Source organism: Janthinobacterium sp. PC23-8 (assembly GCF_002250505.1).
Lineage (GTDB): Bacteria > Pseudomonadota > Gammaproteobacteria > Burkholderiales > Burkholderiaceae_D > Janthinobacterium.
Map to the genome: position 1 here is coordinate 241,209 of NZ_NJGY01000004.1, position 15,155 is coordinate 256,363.

General features: G+C 61.7%; 17 protein-coding genes. 4 read left to right on the forward strand and 13 right to left on the reverse strand.

Annotated elements, in window-relative coordinates; translation table 11 throughout:
* The first annotated feature begins 9 nt into the window (after positions 1 to 9).
* Positions 10 to 801 carry an amino acid ABC transporter permease gene (locus CD932_RS24660; RefSeq protein WP_094445534.1) on the forward strand — a complete coding sequence of 264 codons (792 nt, stop codon included), beginning with the start codon at positions 10 to 12 and terminating at the stop codon, positions 799 to 801.
* Between the two features lie 7 nt (positions 802 to 808).
* The gene (locus CD932_RS24665) at positions 809 to 1,552 is read left to right on the forward strand and encodes an amino acid ABC transporter ATP-binding protein (RefSeq protein ID WP_094445535.1); all 744 of its coding nucleotides are present in this window, start codon (positions 809 to 811) and stop codon (positions 1,550 to 1,552) included.
* A gap of 349 nt (positions 1,553 to 1,901) precedes the next feature.
* On the opposite strand, the gene CD932_RS24670 is transcribed toward CD932_RS24665, so the two are convergent.
* From CD932_RS24670 to CD932_RS24700, 7 genes are all read right to left on the reverse strand, one after another.
* Positions 1,902 to 2,342, reverse strand: a complete 441-nt coding sequence (locus tag CD932_RS24670) for an HD domain-containing protein (RefSeq protein WP_094445536.1) — start codon at positions 2,340 to 2,342, stop codon at positions 1,902 to 1,904.
* A 2-nt stretch (positions 2,343 to 2,344) separates the two neighbouring features.
* Positions 2,345 to 2,512, reverse strand: a complete 168-nt coding sequence (locus tag CD932_RS29065) for a hypothetical protein (protein WP_176461131.1) — start codon at positions 2,510 to 2,512, stop codon at positions 2,345 to 2,347.
* A gap of 99 nt (positions 2,513 to 2,611) precedes the next feature.
* On the reverse strand, positions 2,612 to 2,866 hold the full coding sequence (locus tag CD932_RS24680; protein ID WP_094445538.1) for a hypothetical protein: 255 nt from the start codon (positions 2,864 to 2,866) through the stop codon (positions 2,612 to 2,614).
* 83 nt (positions 2,867 to 2,949) lie between these two features.
* Positions 2,950 to 4,395: an ATPase domain-containing protein gene (locus CD932_RS24685; RefSeq protein ID WP_094445539.1), complete on the reverse strand. Its 1,446-nt coding sequence runs from the start codon at positions 4,393 to 4,395 to the stop codon at positions 2,950 to 2,952.
* Complete coding sequence (locus CD932_RS24690; RefSeq protein WP_141213366.1) at positions 4,392 to 4,811, reverse strand: hypothetical protein; 420 nt, start codon at positions 4,809 to 4,811, stop codon at positions 4,392 to 4,394. The genes CD932_RS24685 and CD932_RS24690 overlap by 4 nt, the downstream gene beginning before the upstream one ends.
* 61 nt (positions 4,812 to 4,872) lie before the next feature.
* A complete protein-coding gene (locus CD932_RS24695; RefSeq protein WP_094445541.1) occupies positions 4,873 to 6,249 on the reverse strand; it encodes a hybrid sensor histidine kinase/response regulator in 1,377 nt (458 codons plus the stop codon).
* Positions 6,250 to 6,414: 165 nt separating this feature from the next.
* Positions 6,415 to 6,651: a hypothetical protein gene (locus CD932_RS24700; protein WP_094445542.1), complete on the reverse strand. Its 237-nt coding sequence runs from the start codon at positions 6,649 to 6,651 to the stop codon at positions 6,415 to 6,417.
* Between the two features lie 180 nt (positions 6,652 to 6,831).
* Here CD932_RS24700 and CD932_RS24705 point away from each other — a divergent pair, with 180 nt between their 5' ends.
* Positions 6,832 to 7,809 (forward strand): SMP-30/gluconolactonase/LRE family protein, encoded by a 978-nt coding sequence (locus tag CD932_RS24705; protein ID WP_094445543.1) that lies wholly within the window; start codon positions 6,832 to 6,834, stop codon positions 7,807 to 7,809.
* On the opposite strand, the gene CD932_RS24710 is transcribed toward CD932_RS24705, so the two are convergent.
* On the reverse strand, positions 7,796 to 8,872 hold the full coding sequence (locus CD932_RS24710) for an SDR family oxidoreductase (protein WP_094445853.1): 1,077 nt from the start codon (positions 8,870 to 8,872) through the stop codon (positions 7,796 to 7,798). The two genes, CD932_RS24705 and CD932_RS24710, sit on opposite strands and share 14 nt — an antisense overlap.
* A 92-nt stretch (positions 8,873 to 8,964) precedes the next feature.
* Here CD932_RS24710 and CD932_RS24715 point away from each other — a divergent pair, with 92 nt between their 5' ends.
* Positions 8,965 to 9,867 carry a LysR family transcriptional regulator gene (locus tag CD932_RS24715; protein ID WP_094445544.1) on the forward strand — a complete coding sequence of 301 codons (903 nt, stop codon included), beginning with the start codon at positions 8,965 to 8,967 and terminating at the stop codon, positions 9,865 to 9,867.
* 11 nt (positions 9,868 to 9,878) lie between these two features.
* On the opposite strand, the gene CD932_RS24720 is transcribed toward CD932_RS24715, so the two are convergent.
* The 5 genes from CD932_RS24720 to CD932_RS24740 form a co-directional block, all read right to left on the reverse strand.
* Positions 9,879 to 10,832, reverse strand: a complete 954-nt coding sequence (locus tag CD932_RS24720; RefSeq protein ID WP_094445545.1) for an ABC transporter substrate-binding protein — start codon at positions 10,830 to 10,832, stop codon at positions 9,879 to 9,881.
* 67 nt (positions 10,833 to 10,899) lie between these two features.
* On the reverse strand, positions 10,900 to 11,874 hold the full coding sequence (locus tag CD932_RS24725) for an ABC transporter permease (RefSeq protein WP_094445546.1): 975 nt from the start codon (positions 11,872 to 11,874) through the stop codon (positions 10,900 to 10,902).
* Positions 11,875 to 11,894: 20 nt separating this feature from the next.
* Positions 11,895 to 13,406 carry a sugar ABC transporter ATP-binding protein gene (locus CD932_RS24730; RefSeq protein WP_094445547.1) on the reverse strand — a complete coding sequence of 504 codons (1,512 nt, stop codon included), beginning with the start codon at positions 13,404 to 13,406 and terminating at the stop codon, positions 11,895 to 11,897.
* Positions 13,407 to 13,486: 80 nt separating this feature from the next.
* Positions 13,487 to 14,353 carry a fumarylacetoacetate hydrolase family protein gene (locus tag CD932_RS24735; protein WP_094445548.1) on the reverse strand — a complete coding sequence of 289 codons (867 nt, stop codon included), beginning with the start codon at positions 14,351 to 14,353 and terminating at the stop codon, positions 13,487 to 13,489.
* 21 nt (positions 14,354 to 14,374) lie between these two features.
* On the reverse strand, positions 14,375 to 15,130 hold the full coding sequence (locus CD932_RS24740; RefSeq protein WP_094445549.1) for an SDR family oxidoreductase: 756 nt from the start codon (positions 15,128 to 15,130) through the stop codon (positions 14,375 to 14,377).
* Positions 15,131 to 15,155 lie beyond the last annotated feature (25 nt).

Here is a 15,155-nt window from a genome sequence, read left to right on the forward strand (position 1 = left end):
AGGAAACGTATGCGATTGTTTAGTAATGTAAAAAGAAAAAAGCAGTTTTTGTTTAACCTGAACGTGCTGTTTGTATGGGCTGGCCTGTTGGGCCTGTTCTGTTTTTTCATCAGCCATTTCGATCTTGATTTTTCGATTGTGCGCGCCAGGCTAAGTACCCTGTTGGGCGCGGAGTTCACCCCCGATGGCGATCTGCAGGGCGTGCCTCTGACGCTGCTGGTCAGTGTCGGCGCCATGGCGGTCGCTGTGCTGCTGGGATTGCTGGCAGCGTTAGGCAAATTGTCGTCGAATCCGATTGCGTATGGATTGGCAACGTTCTATAACTCTTTTTTTCGAGGTATTCCCTTGCTGGCCCAGGTGTTGTTGATCTACCTTGGTCTACCGCAACTCGGGCCGGTTCCCGCAGCCATCCCGGCAGGGATCGCCGCCCTCGCTCTGTGCTATGGCGCGTATCTGAGTGAAATATTCCGTTCGGCGCTGCTGGCCATCGACAGCGGCCAGAAGGAGGCCGCACAGGCCTTGGGCATGGGGCGCTTCGTGATATTCTGGAACGTCACTCTGCCGCAAGCCGCACGCATTGCACTGGCCCCCACCTGGGCCATGTTTATATCCCTTTTGAAAGACTCTTCGCTGATTTCGATCATGGGACTCTGGGAAGTGATGTTCCTTGCGCAAAGCTATGGCCGTTCTTCCTACCGATATATCGAGTTTCTGCTGACGGCCGCCGTGATTTATTGGGTGCTGTCGATTCTTCTTGAATTCATACAGTCCCTGCTCGAACGCAAATACAGTCGAGGATAAGCCACTTATGCCATTAATTGAAGTCAAGCAATTACAAAAGCACTATGACGATCTGATCGTTCTGAACAACCTCAGCCTGGCCATTGAGGAGCGTCGCGTCATTGCCCTGATTGGACAAAGCGGTTCAGGGAAAAGCACGCTGCTGCGCACCTTGAACGGACTGCAATCGTTTGACAGCGGCACCATCACAGTCGATGGCATAGACCTGCATGCTGGGGAACATCGGCGCGAGACGCTGTTAAAGCTGCGCTTGCGCGTAGGCATGGTGTTTCAGCGCTTTAACCTTTTTCCCCATCTGACTGCAACGCAGAATGTCTCGCTGGCCTTGCGCAAGGTGAAGGGATTTTCGCAACATCTGGCCGATACTCATGCCAAGGCGGCCCTGGCGCGCGTGCAGATGGATGGCAAGGGCGCGTCCTATCCCTCACAGTTGTCCGGTGGGCAGCAGCAGCGGGTCGCGATTGCACGGGCGATTGCGATGGAGCCCAAGGTATTGCTGTGCGATGAAATCACTTCCGCGCTCGATCCTGAACTGACCAGCGAGGTACTCGACGTGCTGCGCAGCCTGGCCGCAGATGGCATGACGCTGATTATGGCGACCCATGAGATGGGCTTTGCCCGCGAGATCAGCGATCTGGTTGTCTATTTGCGAAGTGGAATAGTTCATGAGTCAGGCCCACCTGAGCAAATTTTTTCCAATCCGGGAACGCCCGAACTGGCCCGCTTCATCCGCGCGATGCCCCTGAACTGAACCAGGTCGCACTTTTAGTTTGAATCTGCGCGGATAGTTCAGCCGCCCACCGCGACTGCCCCGTTTTAGCACTGCGTCCATTTTGGCTCCCATCAAAAATCGTGAGAACCACTTTGAACTACAGACAGCCTCGCTTGCCTTGGCTCAGCCGTATGCCGTGATGGCGACCGTGTCGTATAGCCCTTCAGCGCAGGCAACTGACAACAGCGCAGGTCAGCGACAAGCCGCTCAAAGCCAGCTACGCCATCTATTCCGGCCTATTGCACGAGAAACAGGTAGCAACCCGCCGGGACCGCAAACTCGCCATCGAAGTCACCGGCCCCGCCGCCAGTTGCCAATCAACGGCAGCTCAATTCGCGTTCAAATAGACCATCGCCCTGCGATACTTCGCCACCCGCTCCAGATCCTTCTGCGACGGCTCCGCGATCCTCGACAAATCGCTATTTTCCATCAAGTCCGCCAGCTTGACCTTTTTAGCCACGGGATCTTGCGCCGCGCGCGCCACGAAATCGTCGTACGATTCCCCCGCGATCCGGGTCACCGCGCGCAAGCCGGCAATCACCTCGGCAGAAAACCCTTCCCGCTCCAGATCCTCAAACGTCACCTCGCTGTCCTCCACCACGTCATGCAGCACGGCAACAATCTGCTGCGCGCCCGGCGCCACGCGCAGCATCACGCGCAAGGGGTGCAATATATAGGGCGCGCCGCCCTTGTCGACCTGGCCCGCATGCGTCCTGGCGGCAATCTCGATCGCGCGCTCCAAGTTTCCCTGCCCAGAAAGTTCTTTCATCTTCACTCCTTTACAAGCACATCCTGCGAGATGGCGGCCGGCCCGCTGGCCAAGGTACCTACGCCATCGAGCACACCCACGCACAACAGGCGGGCCACGGACACCAGCGTCAGCACGCCGCTGAGTTCAAGCAGACGGATACGGTGATCCGCGTGTTGATGATTATGCATGGGCAACAGATACCGGGCACGGCCCCTGCGCATCCAGATATGCCAAGGCTGACGGTCACGCTAACGTGCCCGCCAGCCCGGACGCAGTGCGAAGAGGAATCAGGAAAGATTCTGCCGCCGCGCCAGCGACACATATTCGCCGGGCAGGCCGGCCGTTTCGAGCGCATCGGCAAACGCCAGCAGGAACTTGGCCGGGCCATGCTCCGATACCAGCAAGGAGGCGCCCTTGTGCCGCAACAATTTGAGCACTTCCTGCTGATGTGCCTGGTATTCGGGCGAGTGACCGTAAAAGGTCTGGTACATTTCCAGCGTTTCCATGGCCTTGGCGGCCAGGATGAATTCGGGTTTGTCCATGATCTCTCCTTGTGGTGATATCGAAAGTACTGCGTAGCCATCATACGCCTGAACTCGGCCACCCAGCAACACGGCGCAGGCCGTCAAGGGCGGTAAGGCTGGCCCGACAGGATGCCTTCGTACGTGCTCAGGGCCGCGCCCACATGCAGTCCTTCCTCATCGATCTCGTAGAAACGGATATCCTTGCTGTGGCCGCTGCCACGCACCTTGACCACCGACACCACGCGCCTGAACTGGCCGCCCAGCTCGACGTAGCGCTGCATGACGATGGCGTCGGCCAGGAAGGCGTTGCCGTAGGAACTGAAGCGCAGTTGCGTGTACTGGTCTTCCAGTTCGGCCGTCATCAGCACCGACACGCCCATGTCCGTCAGCGCCGCCACCAGCCGGTACAGCGACTCGCGGAAATCCTCACGGAACATGGACGCCAGCGCCATCTCGAAGCCGGACAGCGAATCGATCACCACGCGCTTGGCTTTCATGCGCGTGATCATGGCCACCAGGTCGTGCAGGATTTCGTCGAGCGACAGGTCGAGCGTGCGCGTATTGATCACGCCGACCTGGCCAGACTTGATCAGCCCGTTCAACTGGTGGCTGAGCAGTTGGTTCGGGCTTTTTTCAAACGCGGCGATCACGCCCGGCTCGCCGCGATTGACGCCTTCCGTCAGGAACTGCGTGGCCAGCACGGTCTTGCCGGAGCCGGACGGCCCCACCAGCAGCAGCGAATAGCCGGCCGGCAGGCCGCCGCCCATCATGGTGTCGAGCTCGGGCACGCCCAGCGACAATCGTTCGTTGCCGGAAATGGTGACCTCTTCCAGGGCGCTCGCTTTCAACACCGCGCGCGAAAAAATTTCCACGCCGCTGTCATTGATGCGGAAGGTATGCACGCCCAGGCTTTGCGACTGGCCGCGCATCTTGACCACCTGGATCTTGCGCACCATGGCGTCGCGGTGCACCAGTTGCGACAGCCACAGGATGCCGTCGGCCACCGTGAACACGGCGCTGGACTCGGCCTCGGGCGCCAGGTATTCGCCGATCAGGAAAGTGGTGGCCAGCCAGCTGGTCATCTGCGTACCGAGTTGCTGCACGAAATGCTGCAGTCCGGCCGCGCCCACATCCATGGTTTTTGCCGATTGCACCACCGAACGGAAGGAGTCGACAAACACCAGGCTCGGCGAAAAGGCTTCCACTTCTTCGGCGATGCGCGCCAGCACGCGGTCGAAATCGCCTTCGAGCAGATCAGCCGACAGGTTGACGAACTTGATCGACTGGTTGATTTTCTCGACATCGAAAAATGGAAACTGCTGCTGGTAGCGCAGCATCTTCAGCGGCGGCTCGCCCAGCACGGTAAAGAACAGCGCCTTGCGTTCGGGGCTGGCCAGCGAAAACATGATCTGGTGCGCCAGCGTGGTCTTGCCGCTGCCCGGCGTGCCAGCCACCAGGTTGAAGGAAAATTCCGGGATGCCTCCGCCCAGCAGTTCGTCCAGGCCGGGCACACCAGAGGCCAGGCGTTGGATGGTCACTTTGTTCATGCGTTCGGCTCCGTTCCAGCTTGATTTACTAACTCATCGCCCCAGGCTTGCCGGAGGATGCTATTCGTTAAAAGTTCGCCGATCAGCAAGATCAGCGTAGTGATAAAGTGCGTCAGCATCGCTGTGCTGGCCGCGCAGGCCTGCGGCGCCGGCTGGCCCAGCAGGTCGCTGCGCAGCATGGTCATGGCCGCTTCCAGGGTTTGCGGCGCATGCCGGGTCAGCCATGAAAAATGCTTCTGGCTCTGGAGCAGGCTGCGCGCATACATCGACTCCACGCCGCGCTCGCCGATAATCTGATTCAGGGCCGTGGCCAGTTGCTGCCACAAGCCAATACTGACCTCTGCCACCGCACCCGGGTCGCGCAACAGGGCATGCTCAATCATGCGCCGGCGCCGTTCATGGACTGTGGCCATCATCGATTCTTTCTATACAGTATTGGTGCTGGGACCAGGTTGAACAAAAACACTTCCGCACACCTCAGCGCGGCTTCTGTGCCGCGATGATTTTCGATAAGGCATCGATATTGATGGGCTTGACCAGATAGTGATCGAAGCCCGCCTGGCCCGCCAGGTTGACCTCGTCCGACTGGCTGTAGCCGGAAGCGGCGACAAAACACGGCAACGCTCCCTGCAAGGCGGCGCGTGCCGAACTGATGACCTGATAGCCATCCATGCCGGGCAAGCCGATATCGCAGATCACCACGTCATACGGCGTGTCGAGCACGGCGCGCAAGCCGCTGGGGCCATCGAGGCGCATATCGACCAGATGGCCAAGATGTTCCAGCAGCATCGTCAGCAACTCGGCCGCATCGGCGTTGTCTTCGATCAGCAGGATGCGGCGCGGCAAAGATGGATCCGGCTGTGCCTGCGCGGCGCCGGCGCCTGGCATGGGCAAGGGCGAGATCGGCAGCTTCAGGATAAACTCGCTGCCCAGCCCCACGCCCGCACTGAGCGCATCGATCGTGCCGCCGTGCAGCTGCGTCAGCGTGCGCACCAGCGACAAGCCGATACCCAGGCCGCCCTGGGCACGGTCCAGCGAGCGATAGCCCTGGGTGAACAGATCGAAAATGAATGGCAGAATATCGGGCGCAATGCCGGTGCCATCGTCGCTGACGGAGATTTCCACCACGGCACCATTGCGCCTGGCAACGATAGCGATATGGCCGAATTCCTGCGTGAATTTGCTGGCGTTGTTGAGCAGGTTGGCAAACACCTGCGTCAGGCGCACCAGGTCGGCCTCGATCACCAGCGGCTCTTTCGGCAGGTTCAGGCTGAGCACCTGCTGGCGCTTGTCGATGCTCGCCTGGCCCACTTCGACGGCGCTGGAAAGGATGTCGCTGAGCAGCACGGGCAGCAGCTGCAGCGTGATCTTGCCGCTGCTGACGCGCGACGCGTCGAGCAGGTCGTCGATCAGGCGCGCCATATGGCCGACCTGCCTGCCGATCACGCCATGCACATGGGCCAGCGCCGGATCGAGCGCAACTTTCTTGCCCAGCAGGTCATTGGCCATCGCCAGCGGTTGCAAAGGGTTGCGCAGCTCGTGCGCCAGCATGGCCAGGAACTCGGTCTGGCGTAAAGCAGCGGCCTCGGCGCTGGCCTGCATGTCCTGCGCGCCGAACGTGGCCAGCACCAGGTTCTGGTTGGCTTCGCGCAACTGCGCAATCAACAGCGCGAAGGCTTCGCTCTTGTCTTTTTCCTGCACCTGCATTTTCGCCATCACCAGCAGCTGGTTGATGGTTTCGCGCAGCAACTGGACTTCGCGCTCGTGCGCGCCGTGCAGACTCGCTTCAACGAAAGACGTTTCGGTGGGCGCATGCCCCGGATCTGGATCGGGAGGGGGAGCGGTGCGGTGCATGATGACGGATACGCGGCTTGGGTGAACAAGCCTCAAAGACTACTCTTCGCCCACCGGCGCTCACTCAGGCATCGCCGTGCACGTCAGCTCAATTGCTGCAAACAGTGATTTATAACTAACGAGCACAAGATACTCCATTTTACCGCCCGCACGGGAGCAATTCCATCATTTATGCCCCGAAGTGGGCACGGCGATCACATAATTGGCTAGCTGCCAGCCCATGGCCAGGGCCGATTGCTCCGCTTCCTGCCGGGTGCTGCAATTTTCCAGATTGGCTTCGCAGACGTCGTCATGGCCAGATTTGCTCAATACCAGCTGGCCCTGCCAGCAGCCCTCGGGCAACTCGCGGGCATAGGCGGAAATGACAAAACCGTTATGGATGGTGGGGTTTTCGTAGCGCATGATAGCTCCTGGTTGGAATGCGCACGCCCGATACGAAAACCGCGCGACGACAAGCCATCGCCCATGGTACGCCGATTATGGCAGCAACTGCATTCAATTGAACGGCATCGTCTGCCTATGCGCCACGGCAAGGCAATATTGTCGGGTAAGATGTGGCACTTTCGCTCCACAGGATCACCGATGCCCCGTCCATTCAGCACCCTGCCCTGCTTGGGCAACGTAGCCTGCGCCATCGCCCTGCTACTGCCACTGGCCAGCCTCTGCGCCAGCCCGCCAGCGCCGGAAACCCTGTTCGTGGCCAGCGCGCTGACGGCGCCGCACTCGTTTACCAAAGGCATCGAAGGCCCGGCGGTCGACGCGGATGGCAATATCTACGCCGTCAATTTCGCGCGCCAGCAAACCATCGGCAAGGTCACGCCAGGTGGCCAGGGCGAGGTGTTCGTCACCCTGCCCGGCACCAGCATCGCCAACGGCATCCGCTTCGGCAGCCGCGGGCAAATGTATCTGGCCGACTATATCGAGCACACGATTTACGTGGTGGACCCGCTCACGCGCGCCATCAGCATCCACGCGCGCGACGCGCGCATGACGCAGCCCAACGATATCGCCATCACGCAGGACGACGTGCTGTATGCGAGCGATCCGAGCTGGAAGGAAAACACGGGCCGCGTGTGGCGCATCGCGCGCGATGGCACGGTGACGCTGGCGCTGGACACCATGGGCACGGCCAATGGCATCGAGGTCAGCCCCGATGGCAAGACCCTGTATGTGAATGAAAGCGTGCAGCGCAATATCTGGGCCTACGATATCGGCGCCGACGGCGCCTTGACGGGCAAGCGCCTGTTCCAGCGCTTTGACGACTTTGGCATGGACGGCATGCGCGTCGACGTGGATGGGAATTTGTACGTGACGCGCTACAGCAAGGGCACGGTGGTCAAGCTGTCACCGCAGGGCAAGCTGCTGCGCGAGATTGCCGTGCCGGGCGCCAAGCCCAGCAACATCAGCTTCGGCGGCCCGGACGGGCGCACGGCGTATGTGACGGAAGTGGTGCAAGGCAGGTTGCTGCAGTTTCGCGTCGACCGCCCGGGGCTGGAGTGGCAAAGGGGGCAGGAGCGCAAGGCGCATCCGCTGGCCGTCAAACCGCTCAGCGCGGAATGATGCGCTCCTGCTTCAGGCGCTCAAACAGCCTGAAGAACGCCTCCGGCGTATCCTGGTAATCGAGAAAACCCGCCTTGCGGCTCTTGCCCATGTCGGTCATCACCTCCATCGGCCGGCCAAGATCGGCGTCCGTATGCCACCATGAAGCGAGGCGGCCGACATCGGCCTCCACCAGATTGTGCTGCGCGGCGATGGCGCGCCACAGGTCGGCAGCGCCGTCCATGCGCCCGGCCAGTGGCGACATCGTTGCCGGCAGGTCCGCCGCCTCGATCCCAAAATAGGCGGCCAGACGCGGCCACAGCCACTTCCAGCGGAACACGTCGCCGTTGACGATATTGAAGTCTTCATTCGCTGCGGCCGGGCTGTCGGCGGCCCACGCCAGCTGGCGCGCGATCTGGCCGGCGTCGGTCATGTCGGAAATGCCGTGCCACTGCGCGGAAGAACCGGGGAACACGAACGGCTCGCCGCTGGCCTTGCACAGGCCCGCATACACGGCCAGGGTCAGGCCCATGTTCATGGCGTTGCCCAGCGCATAGCCGATAATCGTGTGCGGCCGGTGCACGCTCCACGTAAAACCATATCGCGCGGCCGCCTCGAACAAACGGTCTTCCTGCTCGTAATAAAAATTCTCGACATCCTGGCGGCCCTGCTCTTCGCGAAACGGCGTCACCGGCACACTGCCCTTGCCGTAGGCGTCGAACGGTCCCAGGTAGTGCTTCAGGCCCGTCACCAGCGCCGCGTGGCGCAGGTGGCGCTGGTGGCCATTCTGTCCCAGCGCGGCCAGCACATTGGCGACCATGGCGCCGTTGACGCGGATATTTTCCTTTTCAGTGTCCTGGCGCGCCCATGCCGCGAAGAACACATGGCTGGCGTCGATGTTGGCCAGGCCGCTGGCGACGGCCTGTGCATCGGTGGCGTCCAGCCGCAGGGAAACGCAGCCGTCTGGTACCGGCGTGCGCCCGCGCGAGACGCCCGTCACCTGCCAGCCTTGTGCCAGCAAGTGGCTGGCCAGGTTGCTGCCAATAACGCCGCTGGCGCCGATAATCAATGCGTGCTTGTTCATGCGTGCTCCGGAATAAAAATCCATCATATAACGGACATAAATTCTTATCCGCGATAGTATTTCATCTTATTCATGAAAAAATCTCCGCAATCATGTCCGATCACCTGAAAGGCATCGTCCCCTTCCTGGCCACCGCCGACGCCGGCAGTTTCACCAAAGCGGCCGAGCGCCTGCACCTCACCAGTTCGGCCGTAAGCAAGAGCGTGGCGCGCCTGGAAGCGCGGCTCGGTGCGACGCTGTTCGAGCGCAGCACGCGCAAGCTGAAACTGAGCAGCGCCGGCCAGGCCTACTACGCCACCTGCAAGCGCGTGCTGCAGGAACTGTCTGACGCGGAAAACGTGCTGGCCGAGCAGGAAGGCGAACTGGCGGGCACGGTGCGCATCGGCGTGCCGGCGTCGTACGGGCGCATGCGCGTGATGCCGGCGCTGATCGCGCTGTGCGAAAAATATCCGCGGCTGCAGCCGTCGATCGGCTTCAGCGACCGCTTTGTCGACCTGTTCGAAGAGCGCATCGATATCGCCGTGCGCATCGGCGCGCCAGGCCACTGGCCGGCCGCGCTGGGACAGATGCAGCTGGGGACGGAACGCCTGATCTTTTGCGCCTCGCCCGCCTACCTGGCGCGGCATGGCACGCCGAACGATATCGAGACACTGGAGCGGCACGACTGCATCGCCTATGGCCGTGGCGACGGCACGGCCTCGCCGTGGCTGTTTGCACATGGTGAAGGCGTGGAACGGCGCGCGGTCAGAGCACGCCTGACGGTGGGCGACGCCGAAGCGCAGACGGCCGCCGTGCTGGCCGGCCTGGGCATCGCGCAGCAGGCGACGTGGCTGGTGCAAGAGCACCTGGCGGCCGGCGCCATCGTCGAAGTGCTGCCCGGCTTTGCCACGCCAGGCTTGCCGCTCTACCTGGCGTGGCCGCTGGCGCGCCAGCTGACCATCAAGACCGGCACGCTGCTGCATGAACTGAAGCAGCGCCTCAGCATCGACAATTAATTCATCGCCGATCAATACAGGACGTTTTTCGCTTCCGGCAGGTCCACATTGGCCTTGGTGACGATCACCACGCCGGTGTTGACGAAGGGCTCGACCTTCTTGCCTTCGATCAGGCTGACGATGGTTTTCACGCCCAGCGCGCCCATCGAGTAGGAGCCTTGCACGGCGGTCGCGTACAGGGTGCCGTCCTTGACGAAGTTTTTCAGGTCTTCGTTGCCGTCAAAGCCGACGGCGATCACCTTGCCGGCCTTGCCCGCCTGGGCGATGGCGCGGCCCATGCCGACAGCCGTCGGCTCGTTGGCGCCAAAAATGCCTTTCAGGTCAGGATTGGACGCCAGCACGTCGGTGGTCTGGTTCAGGGCGGTGGCCATCTGCGACTGCGAATAATAGGTGCCGACGATCTGCAGTTGCGAGTTCTTTTCGATATAGCGCTTGAAGCCGCCCACGCGGCCCGTTTCGGAACCGGCGCCGGCCACATACGACATCACGGCGATCTTGCCGGTCTTGCCGACCTGCGAAATGAGCGCCTTGGCGCTGGCCTCGCCGGCCGCTTCATTGTCGGTCGACAGGAACGATTGATAGTAACGCTTGCCGCTGTCGGACACCATGGAGTCGATCAGCACCACGGGGATCTTCGCTTCCCACGCTTTTTTCAAAGCCGGCACCAGCGCGTCCGGGTCCGAGGCGGCCAGCACGATGCCGGCCACTTTGCGCGTGACGGCGTTTTCCACCATGCTGACCTGGTCGGCAATCGCCGACTCCGAGGCCGGGCCCTGGAAGGTCAGGTTGTAACCCTTGGCGTCGGCCGCGCTGGCGGTGGCGCCCTTTTTCACGTTCTGCCAGTAGTTCGAGTTCGTCGTCTTGACGATCACGGCGATCTCTTTTGGCGCGGCGAATGCGGCGCTGGCGCTCAGTGCGAATGCTGCGGTCGTCAAGCCGAGCAAGATGGTATTGAAGGTTTTCATTGTCGTCCTCGTTTAATTATAGATTTATGGGTTTTGACTACCGGTTCAACGTTGTTACGGTACTGCTTCAGGCGCGGTTGCGCTTCTGATCGATCCAGACGGTCAGCAGAATGACCAGTCCGATAATGATTTGCTGGATAAAACTCGATACGCCATTCATGTTCAAACCGTTGCGCAGGATGCCGATCACGAACGAACCGATGACGGTGCCGGAAATGGTGCCGATGCCGCCGATCAGCGAAGCGCCGCCGATCACGGCGCTGGCGATCGCGTCCAGTTCATACATCACGCCTTCGTTCGGCTGCGCCGTCACCAGGCGCGACATCAGCACGCAGCCCGTCAGGCCCGACAGGGCGCCGGACAGGGTGTACACCATCAGGGTCACGCGGCCAACCTTGACGCCCGACAGGCGCGCCGCTTCGGCGTTCGAACCGACCGCGTAGATATGGCGGCCAAAGGTGGTGCGGCTGAGCATGATGGACACCGCCACGGCGATCACCACCATCAGCACCACCGGATACGGAATACCGGGGAACACCACTTCCGGGAAGGTGCCGCCCGTGTCGCGCTCGATGCGCCACAGCACGCCGTTACCGAGTTCGCCGAACGACTCGCCCAGGCCCGAGATCGCCCGCGCGCCGGTCACCTGCAGCGCCAGGCCGCGGGCGATCAGCATCATGCCCAGGGTGGCGATGAAGGGCGGCAGTTTCAGTTGCGTGATGCAGAAACCGTTGACGGCGCCGCACATGGCGCCCACTACGATGCCGCCCAACATGGCGACCGGCACCGGTATGCCGCTCTTGACCAGCAGGGCGGCGGCCACGCCGGCCAGCGCCAGCACGGAGCCGGAACTCAGGTCGATGCCGCCGGTGATGATGACGCAGGTGGCGGCAATGCCGAGATACGCAATCGAGGTCACCTGCAGCGCCACGCTCATGCCATTGCTGACCGAGAAAAAGGCATCGCTGGTCAGCGAAAACACCAGCAGCAGCAAGGACAGGCTACCCAGCGCGGCAAACTTTTGGATCAGTTCTTTATTCATTTTTTTATGGCTTTCTGATGTTAATGCATTGCTGCCTGGCGGCCCGATGCGAGATGCATGATTTCTTCCTGCGACGACTCGCGCGTGTTGACGATGCCGCTGATGCGCCCTTCGTGGAACACGGCCACCCGGTCCGTCATGCCCATGATCTCGGGCAGCTCGGAGGTGATCAGCACCACGCCGATACCTTCCGAGGCCAGCTTGTCGAGCAGCTGGTAGATGGCGAACTTGGCGCCCACGTCGATGCCGCGCGTGGGCTCGTCAAAGAAGATGATTTTCGATTCGCGGTACAGCCACTTGCTGATGACGATCTTCTGCTGGTTGCCGCCCGACAGATTGCGCGCGATCTGCTTCGAGGTCGGCGTCTTGATGCCGAGCGCGGCGATGTATTGCTGCGCCACCGCCTCTTCTTTCGCAAAGTCGATGAAGCCGAAGCGGTTCGCCAGCGCCGACACATTGGTCAGCGTCAGGTTGGCCGCCACCGACATGCGGATCGCCAGGCCGTGGCTCTTGCGGTCTTCCGACAGATAGGCGATGCCATGGTCGATGGCGTCGATGGGCGAGTCGATGACGACCTCGGTGTCACCCAGGTGGATGGCGCCGCCGGTGAGCGGATCGGCGCCGAAAATGGCGCGCGCCACTTCCGTGCGGCCGGCCCCCATCAGCCCGGAAAAACCGAGGATTTCGCCGCGTTTCAAATCAAAGCTGAGCGGTCCGAATACGTCCTTGCGGTGCAAATCGGTCACGCGCAGCAGCACGTCGGCGGTCGGTTTCGAGACGCGCTCGGGGAATTTTTCATCAAGCGTGCGGCCGACCATTTTCGCCACGATGGCGTCGAGCGAGATCGAATGAAAATCGTCGGTGCTGACGAATTTGCCGTCGCGCAGCACCGTCACCCGGTCGATAATATGCTGCATCTCTTCCAGGCGGTGCGAGATATACACCACGCTCACGCCATTGCGCTTGAGTTCATTGATGATCTCGAACAGCTGGCCCGTTTCGCTTTCCGTCAGCGACGACGTGGGCTCGTCCATGATCAGCACTTCCGTGTTGAGCGACAGGGCCTTGGCGATTTCCACCATCTGCTGCTGGGCGCAGGACAGGTTTTTCACCAGCTGGCGCGGATCGATGCGCAGCTTGAGCCGGTCCAGCAGCGCCTGCGCATCAAGGCGCATCTTCTTGCGGTCGATGAAAAAGCCGCGTACCGGTTCACGCGCGAGAAAAATATTTTCCGCCACGCTCAGGTGGGGAATCAGATTGAGTTCCTGGTGGATGATGGCGATGCCGGCCGCCTCCGCGTCGACGCTGCTGCCAAAGCTGCACACCTTGCCCTTGTAGACCAGTTCCCCCTCGTCGGCCTGGTACACGCCGCTCATCACTTTCATGAGGGTGGACTTGCCGGCCCCGTTCTCGCCGCACAGCGCATGGGCTTCGCCGCGGCGCAGGCTGAAACTGACGTCGTCCAACGCCAGCACGCCGGGAAAGCGTTTGCTGACGCGATTGAGCGCCAGTATCTCTTCGGATTGATTCATGGTGTGTCTCCTCCACTGTACTGCCATAAGCCGGCGCGCCGATGTCTGTGCATCGATCAACACCGGTCAGGTACTGCTTTTTAACCGTCGATCAGTTCCGGATTCCACGCATGCACGGTCTGGTGTTGTTCACCGAGGCCTTCGATCCCCAGGCGCATGGTGTCGCCCGGTTTCAGATACACGGCCGACGGTTTCTGGCCCATGCCCACGCCAGGCGGCGTGCCGGTACTGATGATGTCGCCCGGGTACAAGGTCATGAAACGGCTGATGTAGCTGACCAGATTGGCCACGCCGAACACCATGGTCCTGGTATTGCCGTCCTGGACGCGCTTGCCGTTCACTTCCAGCCACAGGCCCAGGTTTTGCGGGTCCGCCACCTCGTCGGCGGAGACCAGCCACGGGCCGATCGGCCCAAAGGTATCGCAGCCCTTGCCCTTGTCCCACTGGCCGCCGCGCTCGAGTTGATATTCGCGTTCGGACAGATCGTTGACCACGCAGTAGCCGGCCACGTGCGACAGCGCGTCCGCTTCCGACACATAGCGCGCGGTGGTGCCAATTACCACGCCCAGCTCCACTTCCCAGTCGCTCTTTTTTGAATCCTGCGGCATCACCACCGCGTCATCGGCGCCGATAATGGCGCTGGTCGCCTTCATGAACAGCACCGGCTCCGGCGGCACCGCCATGCCCGATTCGGCTGCATGGTCGGCGTAGTTCAGGCCCACGCACAGAAATTTGCCCACGCCCTGCCAGGGCGGCGCGATGCGGCCGGGGTTGGCCACGACAGGCAAGCTGTCGATATCGACGGCGGCCAGGGTCGCCAGGCCATCGCGGCTCAAGGTGGCGCAAGTAATGTCGGGCAGCGCGCCGGACAGGTCGCGCACGGCGCCATTCGCATCGATCAAGGCAGGTTTTTCGGCGCCCTTGGGGCCATAACGCATCAGTTTCATTGCTGTCTCTCGTTGTTGTAGTTAATTGGACCAGCCGCCGTCGATGACGTGCGTCATGCCGGTGGTAAAAGCGGCTTCGTCGGAAGCCAGGTAGACGGCCAGCGCGGCGATTTCATCGGCCTTGCCGACCCGGCCCATCGGCTGGCGCGCGACAAAGGCCGCTTGCACTTCATCGATGCTCACGCCCGTCGCTACGGCCTGGGCGGCGATGCGTTCATTGAGCGACGGCGACTCGATGGTGCCGGGGCAGATCGCATTGCAGCGGATGCCGCGCGTGACAAAGTCGGCCGCCACCGATTTCGTCATGCCCACCACGGCCGCCTTCGAGGTGCCGTAGATAAAGCGGTTCGGCGCGCCCTTCACGCTCGACGCCACGGAAGACATATTGACGATGGAGCCGGCGCCCTTGACCAGCATGCCGGGCAACACGGCGCGCATCAGCCGGTACATGGAGCGCGCATTGATGTCGAAGGAACGGTCCCAGGCCGCGTCGTCGCAGTCGAGGATGGTGCCGCCGTCGACGAAGCCGGCGCAGTTGAACAGGATATCGACAGCGCCGATCTCTTTCACCAGCGCAGTGATGGCCGCGCCATCGGTGACGTCGAGCAGGCGCACGGTGCAGCCGGTCGCCTCTTTCAAGGCATCGAGCTGGGCCTGGTTGATATCGGTGGCGATCACTCTCGCGCCTTCGCGCACGAAAGCTTCGGCGGTGGCGCGGCCGATGCCCTGGCCGGCGGCGGTCAGCAGTGCGGTTTTGCCTTGTAGTCTGGCGGTCATTTTTTTGTCTCCTGTTTTTTTGGGC

Excerpts from the sequence above, each read along its gene's own strand:
- CD932_RS24710 (WP_094445853.1), bottom strand. The coding sequence starts at position 8,872 with ATGAACAAGCACGCATTGATTATCGGCGCCAGCGGCGTTATTGGCAGC.
- CD932_RS24730 (WP_094445547.1), bottom strand. The coding sequence starts at position 13,406 with ATGAATCAATCCGAAGAGATACTGGCGCTCAATCGCGTCAGCAAACGC.
- CD932_RS24685 (WP_094445539.1), bottom strand. The coding sequence starts at position 4,395 with ATGAACAAAGTGACCATCCAACGCCTGGCCTCTGGTGTGCCCGGCCTG.
- CD932_RS24725 (WP_094445546.1), bottom strand. The coding sequence starts at position 11,874 with ATGAATAAAGAACTGATCCAAAAGTTTGCCGCGCTGGGTAGCCTGTCC.
- CD932_RS24660 (WP_094445534.1), top strand. The coding sequence starts at position 10 with ATGCGATTGTTTAGTAATGTAAAAAGAAAAAAGCAGTTTTTGTTTAAC.
- CD932_RS24680 (WP_094445538.1), bottom strand. The coding sequence starts at position 2,866 with ATGGACAAACCCGAATTCATCCTGGCCGCCAAGGCCATGGAAACGCTG.
- CD932_RS24715 (WP_094445544.1), top strand. The coding sequence starts at position 8,965 with ATGTCCGATCACCTGAAAGGCATCGTCCCCTTCCTGGCCACCGCCGAC.
- CD932_RS29065 (WP_176461131.1), bottom strand. The coding sequence starts at position 2,512 with ATGCATAATCATCAACACGCGGATCACCGTATCCGTCTGCTTGAACTC.
- CD932_RS24665 (WP_094445535.1), top strand. The coding sequence starts at position 809 with ATGCCATTAATTGAAGTCAAGCAATTACAAAAGCACTATGACGATCTG.
- CD932_RS24720 (WP_094445545.1), bottom strand. The coding sequence starts at position 10,832 with ATGAAAACCTTCAATACCATCTTGCTCGGCTTGACGACCGCAGCATTC.
- CD932_RS24690 (WP_141213366.1), bottom strand. The coding sequence starts at position 4,811 with ATGATGGCCACAGTCCATGAACGGCGCCGGCGCATGATTGAGCATGCC.
- CD932_RS24670 (WP_094445536.1), bottom strand. The coding sequence starts at position 2,342 with ATGAAAGAACTTTCTGGGCAGGGAAACTTGGAGCGCGCGATCGAGATT.
- CD932_RS24695 (WP_094445541.1), bottom strand. The coding sequence starts at position 6,249 with ATGCACCGCACCGCTCCCCCTCCCGATCCAGATCCGGGGCATGCGCCC.
- CD932_RS24735 (WP_094445548.1), bottom strand. The coding sequence starts at position 14,353 with ATGAAACTGATGCGTTATGGCCCCAAGGGCGCCGAAAAACCTGCCTTG.
- CD932_RS24705 (WP_094445543.1), top strand. The coding sequence starts at position 6,832 with ATGCCCCGTCCATTCAGCACCCTGCCCTGCTTGGGCAACGTAGCCTGC.
- CD932_RS24700 (WP_094445542.1), bottom strand. The coding sequence starts at position 6,651 with ATGCGCTACGAAAACCCCACCATCCATAACGGTTTTGTCATTTCCGCC.
- CD932_RS24740 (WP_094445549.1), bottom strand. The coding sequence starts at position 15,130 with ATGACCGCCAGACTACAAGGCAAAACCGCACTGCTGACCGCCGCCGGC.